This window comes from Bradyrhizobium sp. USDA 3315 (assembly GCF_054056795.1).
Map to the genome: position 1 here is coordinate 8,600,279 of NZ_JBSRYP010000001.1, position 22,627 is coordinate 8,622,905.

The window sequence follows — 22,627 nt, forward strand, 5'->3', positions numbered from 1 at the left end:
GCGGTTCAGCGCACCTTGCGGAAGGTCAAATTGATGCGCTGGCGGCCGAGCACGCTGTGCTCGCCATCTGCGAGCGGTGCCACGCCGTGATAAAATAGCCGTGACGAGCCGCCCCACACCGCAACGTCGCCATGTTCGAGTCGATAGCGGCGCGGCGTGTCGCTGCGCTGCAGGCCGCCGAACAGGAAGATCGCCGGCAGCCCGAGCGAGATCGACACGATCGGTGCGCGGTAGTCGAGCTCGTCCTTGTCCTGATGCAGCGACAGTTTTGCGCCGGGGACGTAGCGATTGATCAGGCAGGCCTCAGGCGCGAAGCCGTTGAAGCCGGCTTCATCAGCGGCGTCGGCGGCGAGCCTGCGCAACACCTCCGGCATTTCAGGCCAGGGTTGTCCCGAGACGGGATCGATCGGATCATAGCGATAGCCGCTGGGATCGGAGACCCAGCCGACGCTGCCGCAATTGGTCATCGCGACCGACATGCGGTGGCCGCCCGGCGTGATCAGATGCCGGAACGGCGCCTGCTTGACGATGGCACGCAAGGCCGGGATCAGCTCGGCCTCGAACGGCCGGACGAAGCCGCGCAACAGCACCGCGCCATCCGCGATCGTCTCGCGCGATGGCCGGGCATCGCCAATGGTCTCGAACAGATCGGTGGCCACGCCTCTCTCGCACTCACTTCGCGTCGTGGAAGATCACACCAACGGTGTGGCGATGGCCGGAGCGAATCCTGCTGACGCCGTGGCGCAGATTGACACGATACGGTCCGCGCGTCCCCTGCACCGGGCGATGATGCACGGCAAAGGCCACCGCATCGCCCTTGGTGAGCGGCACCACCTCGGGCCGCGACTGCATCCGCGGCCGCTGCTCGGTCAGCACGAATTCGCCACCCGTAAAATCGCGCCCGGGCTGCGACAGCAGGATCGCGACCTGGATCGGGAACACATGCTCGCCATAGAGATCCTGGTGCAGGCAGTTGTAGTCGCCCTCGCCATATTGCAGCAGCAGCGGCGTCGGCCGCGTCTGTTCGGCGTCATGGCAGCGCTTCAGGAACGCCGCATGCGACGCAGGATATCGGATATCGATCCCCATCGTCTCGTTCCAACGATTGGCTGTCGCGGTCAGCCGCGTATAGAGCGCCGGCCGCAGCTCCGCGATCAGGTCCGGCAGCGGATAGGAGAAATACTTGTACTCGCCGCGGCCGAAGCCGTGACGGCCCATCACGATCCGGCTGCGGAACTGGCTGTCGTCGGGATACAGCGCGGCGATGGCATCGCATTCCTCAGGCGTCAGCAGGCCGTTGAGGACGGCGCATCCCTGATCGTCGAGGTCGGTCTTGATCTGGTCCCAGTCGAGCCCGTCGACGCGGGCCGGGATGCCGGTGGATGGGCGGGTAATGGTTTTGGCTGTTGCTGTCATGGGACGGAATCTGGCCCCTGATTGCGGCCCGCGCCACCCGATTTCCGGCAGGAAATGTCGGGGAACAGCGCCCCAATCCCGCTGTCGTCCCGGCGAAAGCCCATAGGCGCTAAAATAGGATTTGCGCCTTGGATTCGCTTGTGATTCCAAGATGGAATGGCACACGAATCGCTTGTGAACAAAGATTGGGCGCGCGTTGTCGCCCGACTTGGCGGAGCCGAGGCTCTGAACATTAGCGCGCGCAAGACGAAGGCGTTTGTCCGTCCGCGGGAGATCAGCAATGCGGTCGACTTGCTGCGCCTGATCTTGGCTTATTGCCTTGGTGAGAAAGGGCTGCGGTTGACGGCGGCATGGGCCACGTCGGTTGGGCTTGTCGATATCTCCAACGTGGCTCTGTTGTATCGCTTACGTCAGTGCGGAGATTGGCTGGCAATCTTGGTCGAGCAGGCGCTTGCCGCCGCGGCGCCGAAGGCGAGCCGCGGTCGTCTGATCCGTATTGTTGACGCCACGACGGTCCCCAAGGCTGGGACGAGCGGCAGGAACAAGAACGCAGTGTGGCGTATCCATAGCGCGTTCGATCTTCCGCAGGAGCGCTTTGGTCACTTCGAACTGACCGATCAGCGAGCGGGCGAGACGCTGGATCGGATACCGGCGGTTGCCGGTGAGATCCGTCTTGCCGATCGCGCCTATCTGCAACCGGAGCGCATGGCGCATCTCGTCGATGCCGATGCGGACTTCGTGATCCGGGCCGGCTGGAAGAGCGCGCGCTGGCTCGATGCCGAAGGTAATCTTGTTGACCTCACTGCCGAACTGCGCAACGCCTCGGCGCGTGGCCTGATCGATCGGCCGATTTGGATAAAGCGCAAGTCAGGTGCGCCGCCGCTCGCAGTGCGTCTGGTTGCCGCGAAGAAGCCGGCGCAAGCTGCTGCGGCTGCGCGACGCAAGGCGCGCCGGACTGCACAAAAGGGAGGTCATCAGCTCTCCAGGCAAACACTTGACGCCGCAGATTGGGTGATCCTGGTGACCTCACTCAGGCCAGAGGACTTCACGACTGCAGATATCCTCGCCCTCTATCGGCTGCGATGGCGCATTGAGCTCGGCTTCAAGCGGCTGAAAAGCCTGATTGGCCTGAAGGGACCTCCCGGAACCGACGAGCGGTCCGCCAGACCCCATATCCTCGCTCATCTGCTGATCATTCTATTGCTCGAGCCGCTCGTCGACGAACTCGAAGACTCTCCCCGCTTGGCCGACGCCGCCTGACCCACCCAGTGACGTGGCGTCTGCTGCGCCAGCTCGTAGCTTCGCTACGGCAAGCGATCATTCCACAGCCCGCAATCGCTCTACTCTGCAGAGCCAGTCACGCTCTCCGGCGACATCTACGCGAGCCACCCAGACATAAGCGCCACTATCAGACTATGATCAAACTATCTTAGCGCCTATGGGCGAAAGCCGGGACCCATAGCCACCGTCGTAATTGTTGAGATCGCTGGGGCCACAACGTGCCAACCACAACACTCTGTGGTTATGGGTCCCGGCTTTCGCCGGGACGACGCACGTGGAGAAAGCGTCGGTCATCTCCCTCACAACAACAACGCGGCGAGCAATCAGCCCCTCACCGGCAGCGTCACCACGTCGTAGCCGTGGCTGATCTTCCGCTTCAGCACCGGATCCTCCAGCTCGAACTCGAAGCGGCTGGCGGGGCGGATGCCGCCCTTGGCCGCGAAGGTGCCGCCGAACATGGCGCAGCCGTCGGGCAGCGCACCTTGGTCGAAGCCGCGCGCGATCAGGTCCTTCACCGGCAGCATGTGATCGAGCGTGCCTTCCTGGTAGAGCACGCGCTGGCCGCCGATCACGGCCCAGGAACGCAGCACCAGCTGGTCCCAGTGGCCGATCACGTCCTCGAGTTCCCACAGCTCCGATGCCATCGGCTTGTCGCACATCTGCTTCGACACCGTGACGCTGTAGCTCTCGACCTTGCGGTCGGTGTGGTCGGAGCCGCAGCCGACGAAGATGCGGCCCTGCCAGCCGATCAGCACGAACTCGACCTCGCCGCTCGAGTCCTCGCCGCAGACTTCGATGGCATCGGCGAAGGTGAGCCGGCGCGCCGAGCAGCGGTAGTAGATCGGCGTGGTCGCGGGCCGCGCGATGCCGAGCGCCTCGAGCTCGGCGATGTGCTTGTCGCGCGCCACCGGATCGCGGCCGGTCCAGCCGGCGATCACGGCCTGCCTGATTTCCAGTGTGAGCGGAGTGGCGACGCCTTTGTCGTCGACATTGAAGGTGAGATCAAACACGGATCACGGTCTCCATTCCGGCAGCGAGCTCGAAAATGCGCCGATCCGAACCGCCCGCGGCGGCGAGCATCAGGCCGACCGGCGCCTCGCCCTCGTGATGCGCGGGCAGCGAGATCGCGCAGCCGTCGAGCACATTGATCAGCGTGCAATTGCGCAGCGCGCGCAAATTCTCGGTGGCGAACGCCTTGTCGTCGGCGAGGCTGGCGATCGTAGGCGGCAGGTTCGCCGTGGTCGGCAGCACCATCGCATCATAGGGCGCGATCCGCTTCTCGGTACGGGCGATGAAGGAGCGGCGTGCGTTGAGCAGATCGATATAGTCGGCGGCCGGAAAGCCCTCGCCGCGCTGGATGCGCACGGCGACGCGCGGATCGTAGATGTCGCCCTTGCTGGCCAGCAGGAAGCGATGCCAAGCATAGCTTTCGGCGGCGGCAAAGCCGCCCTTGGCGTTCATGACGCCGACATCGAGCAATTCGGGCACCTCGATCCGCTCGATCAAGGCGCCTGCGCGCGACAACGCCGCGAGCGCGCGCTCGAAGGTTTTCGCGACGGCCTCGTCGAGGTCGTCGAGAACGACCGTGGTCGGCACCGCGAGCCGCATGCCCTTCACCGGGCGCTGCGCGACCGGCATGACCGGCTGGTCGGCGAGCACCGCGTCGAGCGCGGCGCAGCAGGCCACCGAATTGGCCAGCGGGCCGTAGCTGTCGAGCGTGAACGACAGCGGCACGCCACCATCGAGCGGAATCCGGCGCTGCGTCGGCTTGTAGCCGACGATGCCGTTGAAGGCGGCGGGGATTCGGCAGGAGCCGCCGGTGTCGGTGCCGAGCGCGCCGAACGCCATGCCATCGGCGATCGAGACCGCCGCCCCCGAGGACGAGCCACCCGGCACGTGGCCGGCGCTCCGGTTCCAGGCGCTCTTCGGCGTGCCGTAATGCGGATTGATGCCGATGCCGGAATAGGCGAACTCGGTCATGTTGGTGCGGCCGATCACGATGAAGCCGGCGCGCTTGAGCCGCGCCACGACAGGTGCATCGGCATCCGCCGGCGCGGAATCCTCCAGCGCGCGCGAGCCCGCCCGCGTCACCTGCCCCTTGATGTCGAACAGATCCTTGATCGAAACCGGAATCCCGGCAAATGGCGACGGCGCGGCATTGGCCTTGCGCAGCCGGTCCATGGCGTCGGCGGCCTCGAGCGCGGCGTCGCGGTCGACACGGATGAAGGTGCGTTGGCCCTCGCCTGAGGGATCAGCGATTTTGGCGATGCACTGCTCGACGAGCTTGCGGGCAGAGGTCGCGCCGCCGGCGAGATCGGCGGCCAGGGAGGCGAGTGTCGGATTCTTGGGCATGGCTTTCACTTCACGGCTTGCACTTCATGGCTTGCAGTTGATTGTCGCGCGAACCGAGGCCGATTTCCAGCCCGCCGGCGCCTCACCTCGCATCACTTCAGCCCGAAATAGGCGCGGTGCAGCTCTTCATTGCCGCTCATCTCGGCAACCGTGCCGGAGAAGCGGATCCGCCCGCCTTCCAGCACGAATACGCGGGTGGCAATCTCGAGAAAACCGATATTTTGCTCCGCGATCAAGAGTGCCAGTCCGCGGCCCTGCAGGCTCGACAAGGCGCGCAGCACCTCCTTGACGAACAGCGGCGACAGCCCGGCCGAGGGCTCGTCCATCACCAGCAGCTTCGGCTCGGCCGACAGCGCCTTGGCGATGCCGAGCATCTTTCGCTGACCGCCGGACAGGCTGGACGCGGGATCGCGGCGCTTGTCGCGCAGCACCGGGAACAGGCCGTACAGTTCGTCGACCCGCGCCCCCGGATTGGCATGGCCCAGCGCCTGCGCGCCGACGCGGATATTTTCCTCGATCGACAGGTCGGGAAACACCGCAAGCTCCGACATGTAGGTCATGCCGCGCTTCATGCGGTCCGACGAGCGCATCCTGGTGATGTCCTCACCGCCGAGCTTGATGTGGCCGCTGCGGGCCTCGATCAGGCCGACCAGCGACTTCAGGAACGTGGTCTTGCCCGCGCCGTTGGCGCCGAGCAGCAGCACGGTCTCGCCGGGGCGGACGTCGAGATCGACGCCCCACAGCACCTGCATGGTGCCGTAGCCGGCATCGACGCCCCTCGTGTCCAGAAGCGACACCGCATCAGTGGGCATGCTCGCCTCCCAAAAATACCTCGATCACCTGCGGCTCGCGTACCGCGGTCGCCAGCGTGCCCTCGAAGATCTCCTTGCCCGCATTGAGCACGATGACGCGGTCGGTGATCTGTTCGATGAAGCCCATCAGATGCTCGACCACGATGATCGCCATGCCGGTCGCGGCCAAGGCCTTGATGCGGCCGGCGATCCAGTCGAGCTCCGCCGGGTTGAGGCCGGCCGCGAGTTCGTCGAGCAGCAGCAGCCGCGGCCGCGTGGCGAGCGCACGGGTCAAATCGAGCATCTTCTGCTGCGCGCTGTTGAGATCGGCGGCCGGACGGTCGGCGACCTCCTTCAGCCTGAAATCCTCAAGCAGTTCGGCAATCGACGGCGCACCGGTCGCGCCGCCATAGGCCAGCGCCACCTGGATGTTCTCGCGTACCGTGAGCGACAGGAACGGCTTCGGTACCTGGAAGGTGCGGTTGATGCCGCGGTGAACGAGCTTGTGCGAGGCGACGCCGCCGGCGGACGCGCCGTCGAACACGACCTCGCCGCCGTCTGGCGCATAGAGACCGGAGATCACATTGATCGCCGTGGTCTTGCCGGAGCCGTTCGGGCCGACCAGCCCGAGGATCTCGCCGGGCACGACGTGGAAGCTGAGGCCATCGAGCGCGTGGAAGCCGCCAAAGCGCTTCACCAGCTTCGAGACCTTGAGGATCGGGGTTTTCTCAGGGGACATGCCACCCCCTGCGGGTTGCCAGCGACACCAGTCCAGAGGGCAGGAACAGCACCAGCCCCATGATCAGGAGACCATAGATCAGCTGGAAATATTGCGGCGTGGTGAAGCCGATCAGATTGTAGATGCCGTAAAGGATCAGCACACCGACGATCGGGCCGGTGATGGTGGCAACGCCGCCGAACAGCGCGAACACGATCGCGAAGATCGAGAACTCGCCGGAGAACACGTTGTCCGGATAGAACACCGAGACGTACCAGGCGTAGATGCCGCCGGCGAGGCCAGCGACCAGCGCCGAGGCGAGCCAGGCAATCACCCGCATCTTCACGATATTGACGCCGGCCATCGAGGCCGACACCGCATCCTCGCGCACGGCCTGCAGCGCCAGCCCGAACGGCGAGTTCTTCAGATAGACCACGGCGCCGACCGTCAGCGCCATCACGACGACCGCGGCATAGTAGGCGTGGGTCGGGTTGAAGGTGCCGGTGAGCGACACGCCGTAGGGGCCCTTGGTGATCCCCTCCAGCGCGGGGTTGGCGACGAAATGCAGCACCGCGAGCGAGGCCGCGAGGTTGGCGATCGCGAAATACGCGCCCGACAGCCGCAGCAGCGGCGTCAGCAACAGGCCGAGCGCAACCGCCACGACGCCGCCGACCAGCACGGCGAGCGGCGCCGGTGTATGCAGATGCATCACCATGATGGCGAAGCCATAGGCGCCGGCGCCGAAGAAGCCGACATACCCGAACGGCAGATAGCCGGTGAAGCCATAGATGATGTTCACGCCTTGCGCGAGGATCAGGAAGATCACGAAGTTGAACAGCAGCAGATGGTTTTGATAGACGCCGGGCAGCAGTGCGAACACCACCACCAACGGCGCCAGGATGAACAGCAGGTGCTTCGAGGCGTTATGCAACGCGCACCCGCCTTCCGAGCAGACCGCTCGGGCGCAACAACAGGATCACGATCAACAACACATAGGGCAGCAAGTCGGCCCAGGAACTGAGATAGGTCTGCACCAGCATGTAGCAGAGACCGTAGACGACACCGCCGAGCGCGGTACCGAGCGGATTGCCGAGCGAACCCAGCACGACGATCGCAAACGACGTCACCGTCGCGTCGGCGCCGAACGCCGGCGTCACCGAGCCGAACATGAAGGGCGCGAACACGCCGGCGACCGCCGCGATGCCGAGCCCGATACCGAACGCCGCCGCCGAGACGCGATCGACGTCGATGCCGGTCGCCAATGCCTCGTCGCGCCGTGACATCACCGCGCGGGTCAGGGTGCCGAGCCGGGTGTGGTAGAGATAGAGGTAGACCAGCGCGATCGCGATCAGGCTGGTGATGGCCGCGATCACCCAAGGCGCAGGAAAACCCTGGCCGAAGATCTGGATCGGCCCTGCGCCGCCCGCCTTGCCGCCGAACCATTTCACCTTGATGGTCGTGAACACGGTGCCGAGCAGCCGGCTCTGGATCGAGCGCTCGCTGGTGCCGGCGAAGATCGTGGTGACGGCTTCGATCACCTGCGACAGGCCGAAGAACAGGATGATCGACAGCATTTCCGGATTGGCCGAGCCCTGCAGCCGCGGCACCAGCACCCAGTACAGCAGCACGCCCACCAGCACGAAGACCACGAAGGCGAGCGGCACCGCGAACAGCGGGTCGATGCCGGCGAGGCCGACCACGCCGAGCGCGATGAAGGCGCCGAGCATCAGGATGTCGCCATGCGCAAGGTTGACGATGCGCATGACGCCGAACACGAGATTGAGACCGATGCCGACCAGGCTGAAATACAGCCCGAACAGCACGCCGGCAACCAGCGCATAGGTCATGCTACCGCTCGCCGCCGAAGGTTACGCCTGCCGCACTCACCTGCATCACGGCGCCGGATAGATCGGCTTGCCGTTGGCGGTGTCGTGCGGATAGATCGAAACGAACTTGATGTGATCGTGCTCGTCGACCGTGAGCTGGCCGAGCGGCGTCAGTTCGCCGATCTGGCCGCCGGTCTCATCCAGCGCGAAGGTGCCGTCCAGCGTCTTGAGCTGGCCGCTGAGCGAGAACACCGCGCGGCGCAGCTCCATCTGGTCGAGGCTGGTCGCAACCGACAGTGTCTTCTCGATCACCAGCGCCGTGGTGTAGCCGGCCACCGCGTTGAAGCCGAACTCCATCTTGCCGTCGTTGTACTTCTTGGTCCAGGCGGCGCGGAAATCCTTCATGTTCATCCCGAAATTGACGGGATAGTCCAATTCGGACGGCGGCACGTAGGTCCAGATGTGCTCGAGGCCCTTGGCGCCGACATTCTTCTCGAGCAACTCGGTCTCGAGACCGGCATAGATCGCGAACAGCATCTTGAACTTGGTGCCGACGTCCTGGACGTTGCGCAGGAAGGCGATGTCGTTCGGCGCATAGCCGAAATGGATCACCGCGTCCGGATTGGCGTTGCTGATGTTGTTGATGATGACGTTGTAATTGGTGGTCTCGGTCGGAACGCCCTGGTCATAGACGATCTCGATCGGCGCGCCGGACTCCTTGACGAACTTGCGGAACGCGTTGGCCTGGGTGCCGGTGAACTCGTTGGTCGAATAGAGGATCGCGACCTTCTTGATGCCGAGGCCAGGGCCGTCATGGCTGATGAAGTCGGCGACCGGCTTCGGCCACACCGTCGACACCGGATCGGCCATCAGCGCGATGTAGGGATTGTCCTTGGAGAAGAAGCTCGCGCCGGTGCCGGTCTGGTCGAACAGGAACATCTTGTGATCGCGCGCGATCGCAACCGCGGGCGCCGTCAGCACTGATCCGGAATCGGCGACCAGGAGATCGACCTTATCCTGGGTGACGAGCTGATTATAAAGCGTCGAGGCGGTCGCGGTGTTGCTCTGGTCGTCATAGGAGACGAGCTTGATCGGGATCTTCTTGTCGAACGCCTTCACGAACACGCCGCCCTCGGCGTTCTTCTGTTCGACCCACAATTTCAGCGAGCTGTAGACCGGCATCGAGATCGAGGCGTAGCGCCCCGAGGATGCGTAGAGCGTGCCGATCTTGATCTCCGACGGTGCGTCGGCGGCCATCGCCTGCGTGGCAAATGCGAGGCTGGCAGCGAGTGCCGCGCCGATGATCCTCAGCATGATATGTTCCTCCCGGCTATCTTGAACGTGTCTTGGACGTATCTTGGACGCGGCCCTTCTACGCGCCGGATCGGAGCGACACAAGCAGCGCGGCCTTAGCAATTGTGCGAGGGGCGGAATATGCGGCATGCGCGGGACACAGGCCGCTGCGCGGAGCATGGATGGACCGTTGACGGGCCTTGGTTCAATGTCGCATCAAGACTGTAACGATTTCGGGATTCGGGAGGAGACATCAGACATGGCCGAGCCCGCGCGCGCGAAACCAAAGCCGACACCGGAGACCCAGCATTTCTGGGATGGCACCAAGGCTGGCGAGCTGCGCCTGCAGCGCTGCGATGCCTGCGCCAATGTCTACTTTCCGCCGCGGCCGTTCTGCCCCTCCTGCGCCTCGCGCAAGGTCTCGATCTTCAAGGCTAGCGGCAAGGGCAAGCTCTACAGCTACGTCATCAACCACCGTCCCGCAGCGCCCGGCTTCACGCCGCCTTATGCGATCGCGGTCGTCGAGCTCGACGAGGGCCCGCGCATGATGAGCAACATCATCGATTGTCCGCAGACGCCGGAAGCGCTCGAGCTCGACATGCGGCTCGAGGTCGCCTTCGAGGCGCTCGACGACAAGATCACGCTCCCTTTGTTCCGTCCGGCAAAGGGATAACGCAATGCGCAGGAACCAGGTTGCCGTCGTCGGCGCGGCCGAAACCACCGAACTCGGCGTCATCCCGAACATGTCGCAGATCCAGCTGCACGCGGACGCGGCGCTGAATGCGATCGCGGACGCCGGCCTGAAGCTGTCCGACATCGACGGCTTCGCTACCGCGGTCGAGACCCCGCAGCAGATGGCGCACTATCTCGGCATCACGCCGACCTGGGTCGACGGCACCTCGGTCGGCGGCTGCTCCTTCATGCTGCATGTCCGACACGCCGCCGCCGCGATCGAGGCCGGCCTGTGCAAGACCGTTCTGATCACGCATGCCGAAAGCGGCAAGTCGATGATCGGCAAGCAGCCGCGCTTCACGCCCGCCGACAGCCTCAACGGCCAGTTCGAGGCACCGTTCGGTGTCTACGGGCCGCCGAGCATGTTTCCGATTCCCGTGCTGCGGTTCATGAAGACCCACGGCATCACGCATGAGCAGCTCGCGATGGTCGCGGTGGCGCAGCGCGAATGGGCGGCGAAGAACCCGCGCGCGACCATGAAGGATCCGATCACCGTCGCCGACGTCCTGAACTCGCGGATGATCGCCTATCCGCTCCGGCTGCTGCAATGCTGCCTCGTCACCGACGGCGGCGGCGCGCTGATCCTCACCTCGGCCGACCGCGCCAAGGATTTCCCGAACAAGCCGGTCTACATCCTCGGCACCGGCGAGAGCGTGGAAACGCCGATGGTCAGCCAGATGAAGACGTTCGACTCATCGCGCGCCTTCAAGGTGGCGGGACCCCTGGCCTTCAAGGAGGCCGGCATCACCCACAAGGACGTCGATCATCTGATGATCTACGACGCCTTCGCGCATCTGCCGCTCTACGGCCTCGGCGACCTCGGCTTCATGCCGTATGAGGAGACCGGCAAGTTCATCGCCGACGGCAACACCCGCCCCGGCGGCAAGCTGCCGCTCAACACCAATGGCGGCGGCCTCAGCTACATGCACTCCGGCATGTACGGCATGTACGCGCTGCAGGAGAGCGTGCGGCAGATGCGCGGCATCGCGCCGGCGCAGGTGCCGAACGCAAAGATCTCGGTCTGCCACGGCGTCGGCGGCATGTTCGCCGCAAGTGGCACGATCATCTTTACGAACGAGAAATAACAGCTCCGTCGTTCCGGGGCGCGCGAAGCGCGAACCCGGAACCTCGAGATTCCGGGTCTGGTGCTCCGCACCATCCCGGAATGACGGAGAGCAAACCAGGAGAACCGACATGGCAAAATCACTGCAGGATAAAGTCATCATCGTCACCGGCGCGGGGCGCGGCATCGGCCGCGAGATCGCGCTGCTCTGCGCGGCGGAAGGCGCCAAGGTCGTGGTCAACGATCCCGGCGGCGCCGCCGACGGCGGCGGCTCGAGCGCCGCGCCCGCCGAGGAAGTGGTCGAGGAGATCAAGAAGCGCGGCGGCACAGCGGTCGCCAATTTCGAGTCGGTGGCGGAAGCCATTCCCGCCAGCAAGATCGTGAAGACCGCGACCGATCATTTCGGCCGGCTCGACGGCGTCGTCAACAACGCCGGCATCCTGCGCGACATGATCTTCCACAAGATGAGCGTGGAGGCGTTCGAGGCCGTCATCAAGGTGCATCTGATGGGCTCGTTCTATGTCAGCCACGCCGCGGCGCGCATCTACCGCGAGCAGGAATCGGGTTCGTTCGTGCACTTCACCTCGACCTCCGGCCTGATCGGCAATTACGGCCAGGCCAACTACGCCGCCGCCAAGCTTGGCATCGTCGGCCTGTCGAAATCGATCGCGCTCGACATGGGTCGCTTCAACGTGCGCTCGAACTGCGTGTCGCCGTTCGCCTGGACCCGCATGATCGGCACCATCCCGACCGAGACCGACGCCGAGAAGGCGCGCGTCGAGAAGATCAAGCAGATGGGCCCGGAGAAGATCGCGCCGGTCTGCGCCTATCTGCTGTCAGACGCGGCCAAGGACGTCACCGGACAGATCTTCGGCGTGCGCATGAACGAGATCTTCCTGTTCGGCCAGCATCGTCCGGTGCGCTCGGTGCATCGCGGCGAAGGCTGGACGCCCGAGACCATTGCCGAGCACGGCATGCCGGCGCTGAAGGGATCGTTCGCCAAGCTCGACCGCTCGGCCGACGTCTTCACCTGGGATCCGATCTGAACTTGATCTGATCCTCCGATCTGATCTGACAGTTTTGTGAAATCGTCGCCTCCGCGAAACAGCGGGGGCGACACACTCTTTGGTTGTTTCATCATGGCGTGCCCGCATTGTGCCAGAATTGCGGGGGTATGATCGTCCTCCCGATAACAAAAAAGCCTGGGAGGACTTTCGTGACAAATCCAAGCAACATTCAGAAACACGAGGGCGACGGTGCGAAGGCGTTCGACCGTCGGACAATCTTGCGCGGCGCAACCGCGCTTGCTGCAACCGCGATGGCGGCATCCGATGCCGCAGCGCGCGACTTCGGCCCCAACACGGAGCCGCAGCGCTATCCCGATCCAGACATCGTCGTGATCGACGACAAGCGCTTCAAGGCCAAGGTCGGCAACACCGCGATCAAGCGGCTCTACACCGGCTGCCTGTGGGCGGAGGGCCCGGCCTGGAACGCGCAGGGCCAGTATCTGGTCTGGAGCGATATCCCGGCCAACCGCCAGTTGCGCTATCTCGACGATGACGGCCACATCTCCGAGCAATTCCACAAGCCGTCGAACGAGGCCAACGGCTCGACCTTCGATTTCGAGGGCCGCCAGATCACCGCCGAGCGCACGCGGCTGGTGCGCTACGAGCACGACGGAACCATCACGCCCTTGGCGGAGCAGGCCAATGGCAAGCAGCTCAACGGGCCGAACGACATGGTCGTGCATCCCAACGACAAGTCTATCTGGTTCACCGATCCCGGCTATGGCGCGATCTCGATCTATGAGGGCCAACTGGCCAACACGGGATCGAAGCAGCCCTACCAGAAGGAAGCCGTCTACCGCATCGATGCTGCGACCGGTCAGATCACCAAAGTCGCCGACGAGCCGTTCAAGCCGAACGGCATCGCCTTCAGCCACGACTACAAGAAGGTCTACGTCTGCGACACCGGCATCACGCACTATCCGAATGCCAAGAACATCGTCTGGCAGTACGACCTCAACGGCGACAAGCTCTCCAACCCGCGCACGCTGATCGACATGACGCTGGACGGCAAGTCAGGCTTCCCGGACGGCCTGCGTGTCGACGTCGACGGCAATATCTGGGTCGGCGCCGGCTGGGTCGGACCGGGCTACGACGGCGTGCAGGTGTTTGCGCCCGACGGCCAGCGGATCGGCCAGATCCTGCTGCCGGAGACCTGCGCCAACCTCACCTTCGGCGGCAAGAAGCGCAACCGCCTGTTCATGACGGCAAGCCAGTCGCTCTACGCGGTCTATGTCGAGACGAAGGGCGCGCACAACTGCTGATCTAACCGTCGTCCCGGCGAAGGCCGGGACCCATTACCACTGCAGTTGGTTGTTGAAGAAAGCTGGGGCCCACATCGTTCACGACACTCCCGGTCGTGGTTATGGGTCCCGGCGTTCGCCGGGACGACGCTGTGGTTACCCGCTATTCCGCAGTCCCGCCGAAATCCCGTTGATCGTGATCTGGATCCCGCGCAGCACCTGCTCGTCCGGGTTCTGCGCGCGATACTCCTTCAGCAGCTCGACCTGCACGTGATTGAGCGGATCCATGTAAGGGAAGCGGTTGCGGATGCCGCGCTCCAGCAGCGGGTTGCCCTGCAGCAGCCGGTCATGCCCCATGATGTCGAGCAGCGTCTCGATCGACAGGTGCCATTCGCGGCGGATCTGGCCAAAAATCTTCTCGCGCAACGCGACGTCGGGCACCAGCTCGGCATAGCGCGAGGCGATCGCGATCGAGCTCTTCGCCAGCACCATGTCCATGTTGGACAATAGTGTGCGGAAGAACGGCCATTCCCGATAGAGCTCCTGCAGGAACGGCATACCCTGCTCCGGATGCTCGGATATCCAGCTCTCGACCGCACTGCCGAAGCCATACCAGCCCGGCAGCATCAGCCGGCACTGCGCCCAGGAGAACACCCACGGGATGGCGCGCAGGTCCTCGATCTCGCGGGTCTTCTTGCGCGAGGCCGGGCGGCTGCCGATGTTCAGCGTCGCGATCTCATTGATGACGGTCGAACCCCAGAAATAATCGGCGAAGCCTTCGGTCTCATAGACGAGGCCGCGATAGGCCTTGAAGGCGAGCGCGGAAATCTCCTCCATCGCCTTGAGATATTCGGGGCGCGGCGCGCTCTGCCGCGGCTGCAGCAGGCTGGTTTCCAGCGTTGCAGCGGCGAGGATCTCCAGATTGCTGCGGCCGACCTCGGCATTGGAATATTTCGACGAGATGATCTCGCCCTGCTCCGTGATGCGGATCTGGCCGTTCACGGCGCCGCCGGGCTGCGCGATGATCGCGTCATAGCTCGGGCCGCCGCCGCGGCCGACCGAACCGCCGCGGCCGTGGAACAGGCGCAGCCGCACGCCGTGGCGCTCGAACACCTCGACGAGGCCGATCTCTGCCTTGTAGAGCTCCCAACCCGAGGTGACGAAGCCGCCATCCTTGTTGCTGTCGGAATAGCCGAGCATCACCTCCTGCACGCTACCGAGACTGTCGACCAGCTTGCGATAATCGTGCAGCACCAGCATGCGGTCCATGATGCCGCTGGAGGCCTGCAGATCCTCGATGGTTTCGAACAGCGGCACGATGTTGACGGCGCTGCGGCCGGACGGATTGACGAGCCCGACCTCCTTCAGCAGCACCGCGACCTCGAGCATGTCGGACATGCCCTGGCACATCGAGATGATGCATTGGGAGATCACCTCCGGCCCGAACCTGGCATGCGCCTCGGCCGCGGCTCGGAACACGGCGAGCTCGCTTTGGGTCTCCTCGGAATATTTCACGAAGGGCGAGGCCAGCGGCCGTGCATTGCGCAGCTCGCCGAGCAGCAGGCTGACGCGGGCGTCCTCGCCGAGCGCCAGATAGGACATCCCCGGATTGGCGGTGTCGAACAGCTCGGCGATGGTGCGCTCGTGCACCGCCGAGTTCTGGCGGATGTCGAGCCGCGCCAGATGGAAGCCGAAGCAATCCACCGCCCGCCGCAACAGCCGCAGCCGGCCGCGCGCGATCACGCTGGAATTGTTCGCGATCAGCGAGCGGTTGAGCACGTCGAGATCGGCCTGGAACTCCTTCACGGTCGCATAGGGCTCGGCCTTGCCGACCGGCGGCCGCGTGGTCTCGACCTCGAGCCGAGAGGCTGTCGCCGCAAGCCTCGCATAGATGCCCGATACGGCCAGCCGATACGGCTCGCCGCTGCGATGCGGCGAGGTGTCGGGCGAACGCTCGGCGAGGCTCCGCAGCTCGTCCGAGACGTCGGCGAGATGCGCCGCCAGCGACAATTCGGCACCAAGCGCATGCAGCTCCTCGAGGTAGAAGTTGAGCGCCTGGCTCGACTGCAGGCGCAGCGTGCCGCGCATCACCTCCGCGGTGACGAAGGGATTGCCGTCGCGATCGCCGCCGATCCAGCTTCCCATCCTGAGGAAGGAAGCGAGTTCGCCGGCCTCGCCGCCCTCCTTGTTCAGGCGGTCCTCCAGCGCGCAATGCAGCCGCGGCACCTCCTGCAGGAAGGTGTAGTCGTAGAACGACAGGCCGTTGGCGACCTCGTCGAGGACGGTCAATTTGGTCCGGCGCAGCAGATTGGTCTGCCACAGCGTCACCACGGCGCGGCGAAGCTGCTCGTCGCTGGCCTCGCTCTCGTCCGGCGTCATCTGCAGCCGCTCGCGGCGGTCGAGCAGATCGGCGATCTCCATCTCGCGGTCCATCGTGCTCTTGCGGCGGACCTCGGTCGGATGCGCGGTCAATACCGGGCTAACCAGCGCGCTCCTGAAGAAGCCGCGCAGATCGGCCGGGCTGATGCCGGCCTGACGGGCATGCACCAGCGTCTGTTCCAGCGTGCTCGGCCGCGGCGCCCCGCTCGGGCCGCGGCTGCGCATCTGGCGGATGTTGTTCTGGTCCTCGGCGATGTTGGCGAGGTGGGAGAAATAGCTGAAGGCGCGGACGATCTGCAGCGTCTCGGCAATCGACATGCCGTCGAGGATGCTCTCCAGCTCCCGCCGCGCCAGCTTGTCCTCGTCGCGATGGAAGCGAACCGAGGTCTGGCGGATGCGCTCGACCAGGTCGAATACGTCGGCCCCTTCCTGGTCGCGCACGGTGTCGCCGAGAACGCGCCCCAAAAGGCGGATGTCATTCCGGAGCCGCGCATCCTCCTCCTGCGCAGCCGCTTCCAGAAGGCTGGCCTCTGCGGCACGTTTGGCGCGGATTTCGGTCTCGGACGGCATGGTCTGGGGAGGCATTACCTGGGGAGACATGGCTCGGCTACTCCGGAGGCTGCCCGGCTCCTCCCGAGTGTGCGCTTTTTTTGCCGCAGCGCAAGATGAACTTGGTGGCGGTGCACACACACCAATGTCGTCCCGGCGAAAGCTGGGACCCATCACCACCGGCGGCTGCGGTCGAAGCAAGCTGGGGCCACTGCAGCGCGCAACACGGAGATTGGTGGTTATGGGTCCCGGGTCGCGCGGAGCCTGTCATCGGGCGGCGCTTCGCGCCGACCCGTTGGCTTGCCCGGGACGACGGGCTAGATCCTCCGCCCCGCCCGCTCCCAATAGGGATCGCGCAGCCGGCGCTTGAAGATTTTTCCGGAATCCTCGCGCGGCAGGCTGGTCTGGATCTCGATGTGCTTGGGCACCTTGTAATCGGCAAGCGCGGTCTTCAGCTGGGCGCGGACGGAGGCGATGTCGAGCGCGACGCCGGGCTGCGGCTCGACCACCGCCATCAGCGCCTCGCCGAATTCGGCATCGGGAATACCGAACACCGCGCAGTCGTGCACGCCGGGGACGGCATGCAGCACCGCCTCGATCTCGGCCGGATAGATGTTGACGCCACCCGAGATCACCATGTCGCGCTTGCGATCGCAGATGAAGACGTGGCCGTCGGCATCGATATAGCCGACATCGCCCGAGGTGATGAAGCCCTGGCGGTCGATCTCGGCGCGCTTCTCGGCCTTGTTGTGATAGGTGAAGTCGGGATTGCCCTTGATCCGCGAATAGATCTCGCCGATCTGGCCCTGCGGCACCTCCTTGCCGTCGTCGCCGATGAAGCGCAACTCGGCACCGGGCGAGATCTTTCCAACCGTGCCGGGCTTCTTCAGTGCGTCCTCGGAATTGGCGAAGGTCACCGCGCCTGACTCGGTCGAGCCGTAGAACTCGTAGATCACCGGCCCCCACCATTCGATCATGGCGCGCTTGACATCGGGCGGACAGGGCGCGGCGGCATGGATGATATGGCGCAGCGACGACATGTCGTACTTCCGGCGCACCTCCTCGGGCAGCTTCATCAGGCGGATGAACATCGTCGGCACCATGAAGATGGTGTCGATCCGCTCGCGCGCGATCAGCTGCAGAAACTCCTCCGCGTCGAAGCGCGGCATCAGCACCAGCGCGCCGCCGAGCTTGCCCGAGCGCAAGCCGAAGGAATTCGGCGCGGAATGGTAGAGCGGTCCGGGCAGGATCGCGCGTGCACCGGGCTTCAGGCCGTAGATCATCGCGCGCATTGCTTCCGCATTGGCGGTCTGCTCCGGCGTCGGCGCGAAGCGGCGCACGCCCTTCGGATGGCCTGTGGTGCCCGAGGTGTAGATCATGTTCTGCGGCTGCGGCACCACCGGGCCGTCATAGCGCGGGAATTGCGCCAGCCAGGCTTCGAAATTGATCGCGAAATCCGGTGTCGCCAGATGATCGGGATTGATCTTGTAGTTGGCGAGGATTTCCGGTGGCGTCGGCACGCTGAGCACGATGACGCCGGGCGGGATCGCGCCGCGCAGCGGATGCAGCATGTCGGCATGACCGATCAGGACGCGCGTGCCGGAATCCGTCAGCACATAGTTGATCTCCTCCGGCTTGAAGTGCCAGTTGATCGGCACGCCATAGGCGCCGAGCCGCATCGCGGCATAGGCAGTCTCGATGAAGGCGATGTCGTTGCGCATCAGCAGGCAGACGCTGTCGCCCGGCTTGACGCCGAGCCCGTTGAGGCCGCTGGCAATACGGTCGGCGCGCTCGGCCACTGCAGCGTGATCGCGCCGGCGACCGCCGCTGACGATGCCGAGGAAGGGCTGGGACGTTTCCATTGTCGTTGTCCGATCTTTCGTCGGGTTAAATGTCATTCCGGGGCGCGCAGAGCGCGAACGCGGAATCTCGAGATTCTCCGGTGCGCAATTGCGCACCATGGTTCGATGCTGCGCACCGCTGCGGAATGACTGCGGTCGTTACCCCGCATCCGCAAACCTTGGCGCGCGCTTCTCCAGATTGGCGCGCACGGATTCGGTCTGGTTCGGGCTGCCGAGCAATTTCTGCTGCTCGACCGATTCCGCGAGCAGCGCGGCCGCCGGGTCGACCGACAGATTGTTGAGCATGCGCTTGGCGGCACGGATCGCATCCGGGCTCTTGCCGGCGATCTCGCGCGCGACTTCGAGCGCCGCGGCGCGCGGGTCGTCGCAGACGCGGGTGGCAAGGCCGTAACTTTGGGCCTCCTGCGCCGAGAAGATGCGGCCGGTATAGGTGAGCTCGCGCAGGATGTCGTCGCGCACGAGGCTCGCCAGAATCGGCGTGCCCGCCATGTCGGGCACAAGACCCCATTTGATTTCCATGATCGACATCCGTGCATCTTGCGAGAGGAAGCGCATGTCGGCGCCGAGCGCGAGCTGGAAGCCGCCGCCGAACGCGACACCGTGAACCGCTGCGATCACCGGCACCGGAAGCTGGCGCCAGCCCCAGACCGCCTGCTGCGGGAAATTGGCCTTGCCGTGGGTGCGGACGGTGAGATCGCGCTTCTCGCCGCCCGGCACTCCGTTACCGCCGTCCTTCATGGCGGCGAAACGGCCCATGTCGAGCCCGGCGCAGAACGCCCGGCCCTCTCCGGACAGCACCACCACCCGAACGGCTTTTTCCCTGGAAAGCCGGTCGGTTGCGGCCACCAATGCCTCGAACATCGCGGCGTCGAGCGCGTTCATCTTGTCCGCCCGCACCAGGCGGACATCGGCGATACCGTCCGAAATCGATATCGAAACGCGATCTTCCATTGAAATCTCCTCCGCTGTTCCTTGTTGGCGCTTTACACAAAGGCCGTTGTCCGCTTTTAGTCAATCGACCAATTAACTGACAACCCCCGTGGAGGAAACGATGTTCTCTGATCAGCTTCTTGCCGGGCGGCGCATACTGGTAACCGGTGGTGGCACCGGCCTCGGCAAGTCCATGGCCTCGCGGTTCCTGCAGCTCGGGGCAGAGGTGCATATCTGCGGCCGCCGCAAGAGCGTCTGCGACGAAACCGCGACCGAGCTGATGGCCGAGTATGGCGGGCGCGTGGTCAGCCACGGCGTCGATATCCGCAACGCCATGGCGGTCGACGAGATGATCGAGGCGATCTGGACCACCAGCGGCCCGCTCACCGATCTCATCAACAACGCCGCCGGCAATTTCATCTCGCGCTCGGAAGAATTGTCGCCGCGCGGCTTCGATGCGGTCGCCAACATCGTAATGCACGGCACCTTCTACGTCACGCACGCGGTGGGCCGGCGCTGGATCGCCGGCAACCATCGCGGCAACGTGGTGTCGATCACCGTGACCTGGGTGCGCAACGGCTCGCCTTACGTGGTGCCGTCGGCGATGAGCAAGTCGGCGATCCACGCCATGACCATGTCGCTCGCCATCGAGTGGGGCCGTCACGGCATCCGCCTGAACACCATCGCGCCCGGCGAGATTCCGACCGAAGGCATGAGCAAGCGCATCAAGCCCGGCGACGAGGCCGGCGCGCGCACCAAGGCGATGAACCCGATGGGCCGCGTCGGCACCATGGAGGAGTTACAGAACCTCGCGGTGTTCCTGATTTCCGGCGGCTGCGACTGGATCAACGGCGAGACCATCGCCATGGACGGCGCGCAGGCGCTCGCGATGGGCGGCAATTTCTACCAGCTGCGCGACTGGAGCGACGACGACTGGACCAAGGCGCGCGACTCGATCAAGGCCCAGAACGAGAAGGACCGCGCGGCGCGGGGCTGAGGCCCGCGCTTGCTCCTCAATCACTACTGTCGTCCCTGCGAAAGCAAGGGACCCAAACCACCGCTGCGCGTTGTTGACCGCTCGCTGTTAGCTGCTTAGCGTAGATGTCCCAGCGTCGCGCCACATACAGAGCTGGCGCAGCAGACGCCACGTCACTGGGTGGGTCAGGCGGCGCGCAGGCGCTCGCGATGGGCGGCAATTTCTACCAGCTGCGCGACTGGAGCGACGACGACTGGACCAAGGCGCGCGACTCGATCAAGGCCCAGAACGAGAAGGACCGCGCGGCGCGGGGCTGAGGCCCGCGCTTGCTCCTCAATCACTACTGTCGTCCCTGCGAAAGCAAGGGACCCAAACCACCGCTGCGCGTTGTTGAGCTCGCTGTAGCCCCAGCGTCGCGCCACATACAGATTCGTGGTTATGGGTCCCGGCCTTCGCCGGGACGACGATGTTGAAACAGCGCGGCCAATTCCTCCGTATTGTTTTTCGCGCGCGATGCCGCCACACTCCGCGCAACCAAAACAAGACGTCACGGGGGAAACATGTCCGACGCGCCGAAACTGACCAACCTTGCCGACATGGTGCGCGTGCGCGCCAAGAGCCGCGGCGATGCGCTGGCCTATGAATTCGAGGGACGGCAAACCAGCTTCGCCGGGTTCGACATCAAGACCAACCGCGTCGCCAACGCGCTGATCGCGATGGGCGTCGAGAAGGGTGAGCGCATCGCCTATCTCGGCAAGAACAGCGACTTCTATTTCGAGCTGTTGATGGGCGCGATGAAGGCCGGCGTGGTGATGGCGCCGGTGAACTGGCGCCTTGCAGGCCCCGAGGTCGCCTTCATCGTCGACGACTGCAAGGCCCCCGTCCTGTTCGTCGGCCTCGAATTCATCACGCAGGCGCGCAACATCAGCGACAAGCTGCCCAGCGTCCGCACCATCATCACGACCGAGGGCGGCGCGCCGGAATGGCCCGACTTCGTCGCCTGGCGCGATGCGCAGGGCGGCGACGACCCGCGCGTTGCGATCGAGCCGAAGGACATCGCGATCCAGCTCTACACCTCGGGCACGACGGGCAAGCCGAAAGGCGCGATGCTGTCACACGCCAATTTCCTCAACCTCGTGCAAAGCGGCAACGAGGCCGAGAAGCCAGAGTGGAACCGCTGGACCACCGACGACGTCTCGCTGGTCGCGATGCCGATCTTCCACATCGGCGGCTCCGGCTGGGGCGTGATGGGCCTCTATCACGGCGCCCGCGGTGTAATCGCGCGCGAGTTCGACCCGACCAAGGTGCTCGACTTCTTCGAGCAGTCCGGCATCACAAAGCTGTTCATGGTGCCGGCCGCGATGCAGTTCGTGGTGCGGCAGCCGCGGGCGCGGCAGGTCGACTTCTCACGCCTGAAATACATGCTCTATGGCGCCTCACCGATTCCGGCGGCGCTGCTGAAGGAGTGCATCGAGGTCTTCAAATGCGGCTTCGTGCAGATGTACGGCATGACCGAGACCACCGGCACCATCGTCGCGCTGCCGCCGGAGGATCATATCGAGGGGCTGGACCGGATGCGCTCGGCCGGCAAGGCGTTGCCTGGCATCGAGCTTGCGATCCTCGATCCGGACGGCAAGCCGCTGCCGCCGGGCGAAGTCGGCGAGATCGCCACCCGTTCCGGCTCCAACATGGCCGGCTACTGGAATCTGCCCGAGGCCACTGCGCGCACCATCGACAACGACGGCTGGCTGCGCACCGGCGATGCCGGCTACATGGACAGTGACGGCTACCTCTACATCCACGACCGCATCAAGGACATGATCATCTCCGGCGGCGAGAACATCTATCCGGCCGAGGTCGAGAGCGCGCTGTGCGACCATCCGGACGTGGCGGAAGCCGCCGTGATCGGCATCCCCGACGACAAATGGGGCGAGGCGGTGAAGGCGGTGGTGGTGATGAAGCGGGGAAAGACTGCGACCGCGGCCGACATCATCAACTTCACACGCGAGCGGATCGCCGGCTACAAGACACCGAAATCGGTCGACTTCATCCCGGCGCTGCCGCGCAACCCGTCGGGCAAGATTTTGCGGCGGAGCCTGCGTGAACCGTATTGGGCGGGCAAGGACCGGCAGGTGAATTAGCCCTCGCTGT

The 22,627-nt window shown here is 64.9% G+C and carries 19 protein-coding genes and 1 pseudogene; 8 read left to right on the forward strand and 12 right to left on the reverse strand.

What is annotated here, in order from left to right; translation table 11 throughout:
- Nucleotides 1-5 precede the first annotated feature (5 nt).
- Nucleotides 6-659: a DNA oxidative demethylase AlkB gene (gene alkB / locus ACVIYL_RS40255; RefSeq protein ID WP_057015725.1), complete on the reverse strand. Its 654-nt coding sequence runs from the start codon at nucleotides 657-659 to the stop codon at nucleotides 6-8.
- Between the two features lie 13 nt (nucleotides 660-672).
- Nucleotides 673-1,416, reverse strand: a complete 744-nt coding sequence (locus ACVIYL_RS40260; protein WP_092083312.1) for a 2OG-Fe(II) oxygenase — start codon at nucleotides 1,414-1,416, stop codon at nucleotides 673-675.
- A gap of 174 nt (nucleotides 1,417-1,590) precedes the next feature.
- Here ACVIYL_RS40260 and ACVIYL_RS40265 point away from each other — a divergent pair, with 174 nt between their 5' ends.
- A complete protein-coding gene (locus tag ACVIYL_RS40265; RefSeq protein ID WP_253604643.1) occupies nucleotides 1,591-2,676 on the forward strand; it encodes an IS4 family transposase in 1,086 nt (361 codons plus the stop codon).
- A gap of 344 nt (nucleotides 2,677-3,020) precedes the next feature.
- Here ACVIYL_RS40265 and ACVIYL_RS40270 read toward each other — a convergent pair whose 3' ends face one another.
- The 7 genes from ACVIYL_RS40270 to ACVIYL_RS40300 form a co-directional block, all read right to left on the reverse strand.
- Nucleotides 3,021-3,707: a DUF2848 domain-containing protein gene (locus tag ACVIYL_RS40270; protein ID WP_028331749.1), complete on the reverse strand. Its 687-nt coding sequence runs from the start codon at nucleotides 3,705-3,707 to the stop codon at nucleotides 3,021-3,023.
- A complete protein-coding gene (locus ACVIYL_RS40275; RefSeq protein WP_456781190.1) occupies nucleotides 3,700-5,049 on the reverse strand; it encodes an amidase in 1,350 nt (449 codons plus the stop codon). Before ACVIYL_RS40275 ends, ACVIYL_RS40270 begins: the two co-directional genes overlap by 8 nt.
- A 92-nt stretch (nucleotides 5,050-5,141) precedes the next feature.
- Complete coding sequence (locus ACVIYL_RS40280) at nucleotides 5,142-5,861, reverse strand: ABC transporter ATP-binding protein (RefSeq protein WP_057015727.1); 720 nt, start codon at nucleotides 5,859-5,861, stop codon at nucleotides 5,142-5,144.
- Nucleotides 5,851-6,579 carry an ABC transporter ATP-binding protein gene (locus ACVIYL_RS40285; protein ID WP_038386390.1) on the reverse strand — a complete coding sequence of 243 codons (729 nt, stop codon included), beginning with the start codon at nucleotides 6,577-6,579 and terminating at the stop codon, nucleotides 5,851-5,853. Before ACVIYL_RS40285 ends, ACVIYL_RS40280 begins: the two co-directional genes overlap by 11 nt.
- On the reverse strand, nucleotides 6,569-7,489 hold the full coding sequence (locus ACVIYL_RS40290) for a branched-chain amino acid ABC transporter permease (RefSeq protein WP_057015729.1): 921 nt from the start codon (nucleotides 7,487-7,489) through the stop codon (nucleotides 6,569-6,571). The genes ACVIYL_RS40285 and ACVIYL_RS40290 overlap by 11 nt, the downstream gene beginning before the upstream one ends.
- Nucleotides 7,482-8,405 carry a branched-chain amino acid ABC transporter permease gene (locus tag ACVIYL_RS40295; protein ID WP_050386056.1) on the reverse strand — a complete coding sequence of 308 codons (924 nt, stop codon included), beginning with the start codon at nucleotides 8,403-8,405 and terminating at the stop codon, nucleotides 7,482-7,484. Before ACVIYL_RS40295 ends, ACVIYL_RS40290 begins: the two co-directional genes overlap by 8 nt.
- A gap of 45 nt (nucleotides 8,406-8,450) precedes the next feature.
- A complete protein-coding gene (locus ACVIYL_RS40300) occupies nucleotides 8,451-9,698 on the reverse strand; it encodes an amino acid ABC transporter substrate-binding protein (protein ID WP_225163931.1) in 1,248 nt (415 codons plus the stop codon).
- A 238-nt stretch (nucleotides 9,699-9,936) separates the two neighbouring features.
- Between ACVIYL_RS40300 and ACVIYL_RS40305 the strand changes: the two genes are divergently transcribed.
- The 4 genes from ACVIYL_RS40305 to ACVIYL_RS40320 all read left to right on the forward strand — a co-directional run bounded on the left by ACVIYL_RS40305 (nucleotide 9,937) and on the right by ACVIYL_RS40320 (nucleotide 13,801).
- The gene (locus ACVIYL_RS40305; RefSeq protein WP_016841161.1) at nucleotides 9,937-10,350 is read left to right on the forward strand and encodes a Zn-ribbon domain-containing OB-fold protein; all 414 of its coding nucleotides are present in this window, start codon (nucleotides 9,937-9,939) and stop codon (nucleotides 10,348-10,350) included.
- A 4-nt stretch (nucleotides 10,351-10,354) separates the two neighbouring features.
- On the forward strand, nucleotides 10,355-11,494 hold the full coding sequence (locus tag ACVIYL_RS40310; protein ID WP_310882601.1) for a thiolase C-terminal domain-containing protein: 1,140 nt from the start codon (nucleotides 10,355-10,357) through the stop codon (nucleotides 11,492-11,494).
- A 109-nt stretch (nucleotides 11,495-11,603) separates the two neighbouring features.
- Nucleotides 11,604-12,518: an SDR family oxidoreductase gene (locus ACVIYL_RS40315; protein WP_028338734.1), complete on the forward strand. Its 915-nt coding sequence runs from the start codon at nucleotides 11,604-11,606 to the stop codon at nucleotides 12,516-12,518.
- Between the two features lie 170 nt (nucleotides 12,519-12,688).
- Nucleotides 12,689-13,801: an SMP-30/gluconolactonase/LRE family protein gene (locus ACVIYL_RS40320; RefSeq protein WP_456781191.1), complete on the forward strand. Its 1,113-nt coding sequence runs from the start codon at nucleotides 12,689-12,691 to the stop codon at nucleotides 13,799-13,801.
- Between the two features lie 135 nt (nucleotides 13,802-13,936).
- On the opposite strand, the gene ppc is transcribed toward ACVIYL_RS40320, so the two are convergent.
- The 3 genes from ppc to ACVIYL_RS40335 all read right to left on the reverse strand — a co-directional run bounded on the left by ppc (nucleotide 13,937) and on the right by ACVIYL_RS40335 (nucleotide 19,521).
- A complete protein-coding gene (gene ppc / locus ACVIYL_RS40325; protein WP_456781943.1) occupies nucleotides 13,937-16,744 on the reverse strand; it encodes a phosphoenolpyruvate carboxylase in 2,808 nt (935 codons plus the stop codon).
- A gap of 281 nt (nucleotides 16,745-17,025) precedes the next feature.
- The gene (locus tag ACVIYL_RS40330; protein ID WP_456781192.1) at nucleotides 17,026-18,570 is read right to left on the reverse strand and encodes an acyl-CoA synthetase; all 1,545 of its coding nucleotides are present in this window, start codon (nucleotides 18,568-18,570) and stop codon (nucleotides 17,026-17,028) included.
- Between the two features lie 138 nt (nucleotides 18,571-18,708).
- On the reverse strand, nucleotides 18,709-19,521 hold the full coding sequence (locus tag ACVIYL_RS40335; protein ID WP_283062863.1) for a crotonase/enoyl-CoA hydratase family protein: 813 nt from the start codon (nucleotides 19,519-19,521) through the stop codon (nucleotides 18,709-18,711).
- A 100-nt stretch (nucleotides 19,522-19,621) separates the two neighbouring features.
- On the opposite strand from ACVIYL_RS40335, the gene ACVIYL_RS40340 reads away from it, so the two are divergent.
- From ACVIYL_RS40340 to ACVIYL_RS40350, 3 genes and pseudogenes are all read left to right on the forward strand, one after another.
- Nucleotides 19,622-20,497, forward strand: a complete 876-nt coding sequence (locus ACVIYL_RS40340) for an SDR family oxidoreductase (RefSeq protein WP_456781193.1) — start codon at nucleotides 19,622-19,624, stop codon at nucleotides 20,495-20,497.
- Between the two features lie 170 nt (nucleotides 20,498-20,667).
- Nucleotides 20,668-20,793: pseudogene (locus ACVIYL_RS40345) on the forward strand (short-chain dehydrogenase); the annotation flags it as partial.
- A gap of 243 nt (nucleotides 20,794-21,036) precedes the next feature.
- Entirely contained in the window at nucleotides 21,037-22,617 is a 1,581-nt protein-coding gene (locus ACVIYL_RS40350) for a fatty acid--CoA ligase (protein ID WP_456781194.1), read from the forward strand.
- The last annotated feature ends 10 nt before the right edge of the window (nucleotides 22,618-22,627 follow it).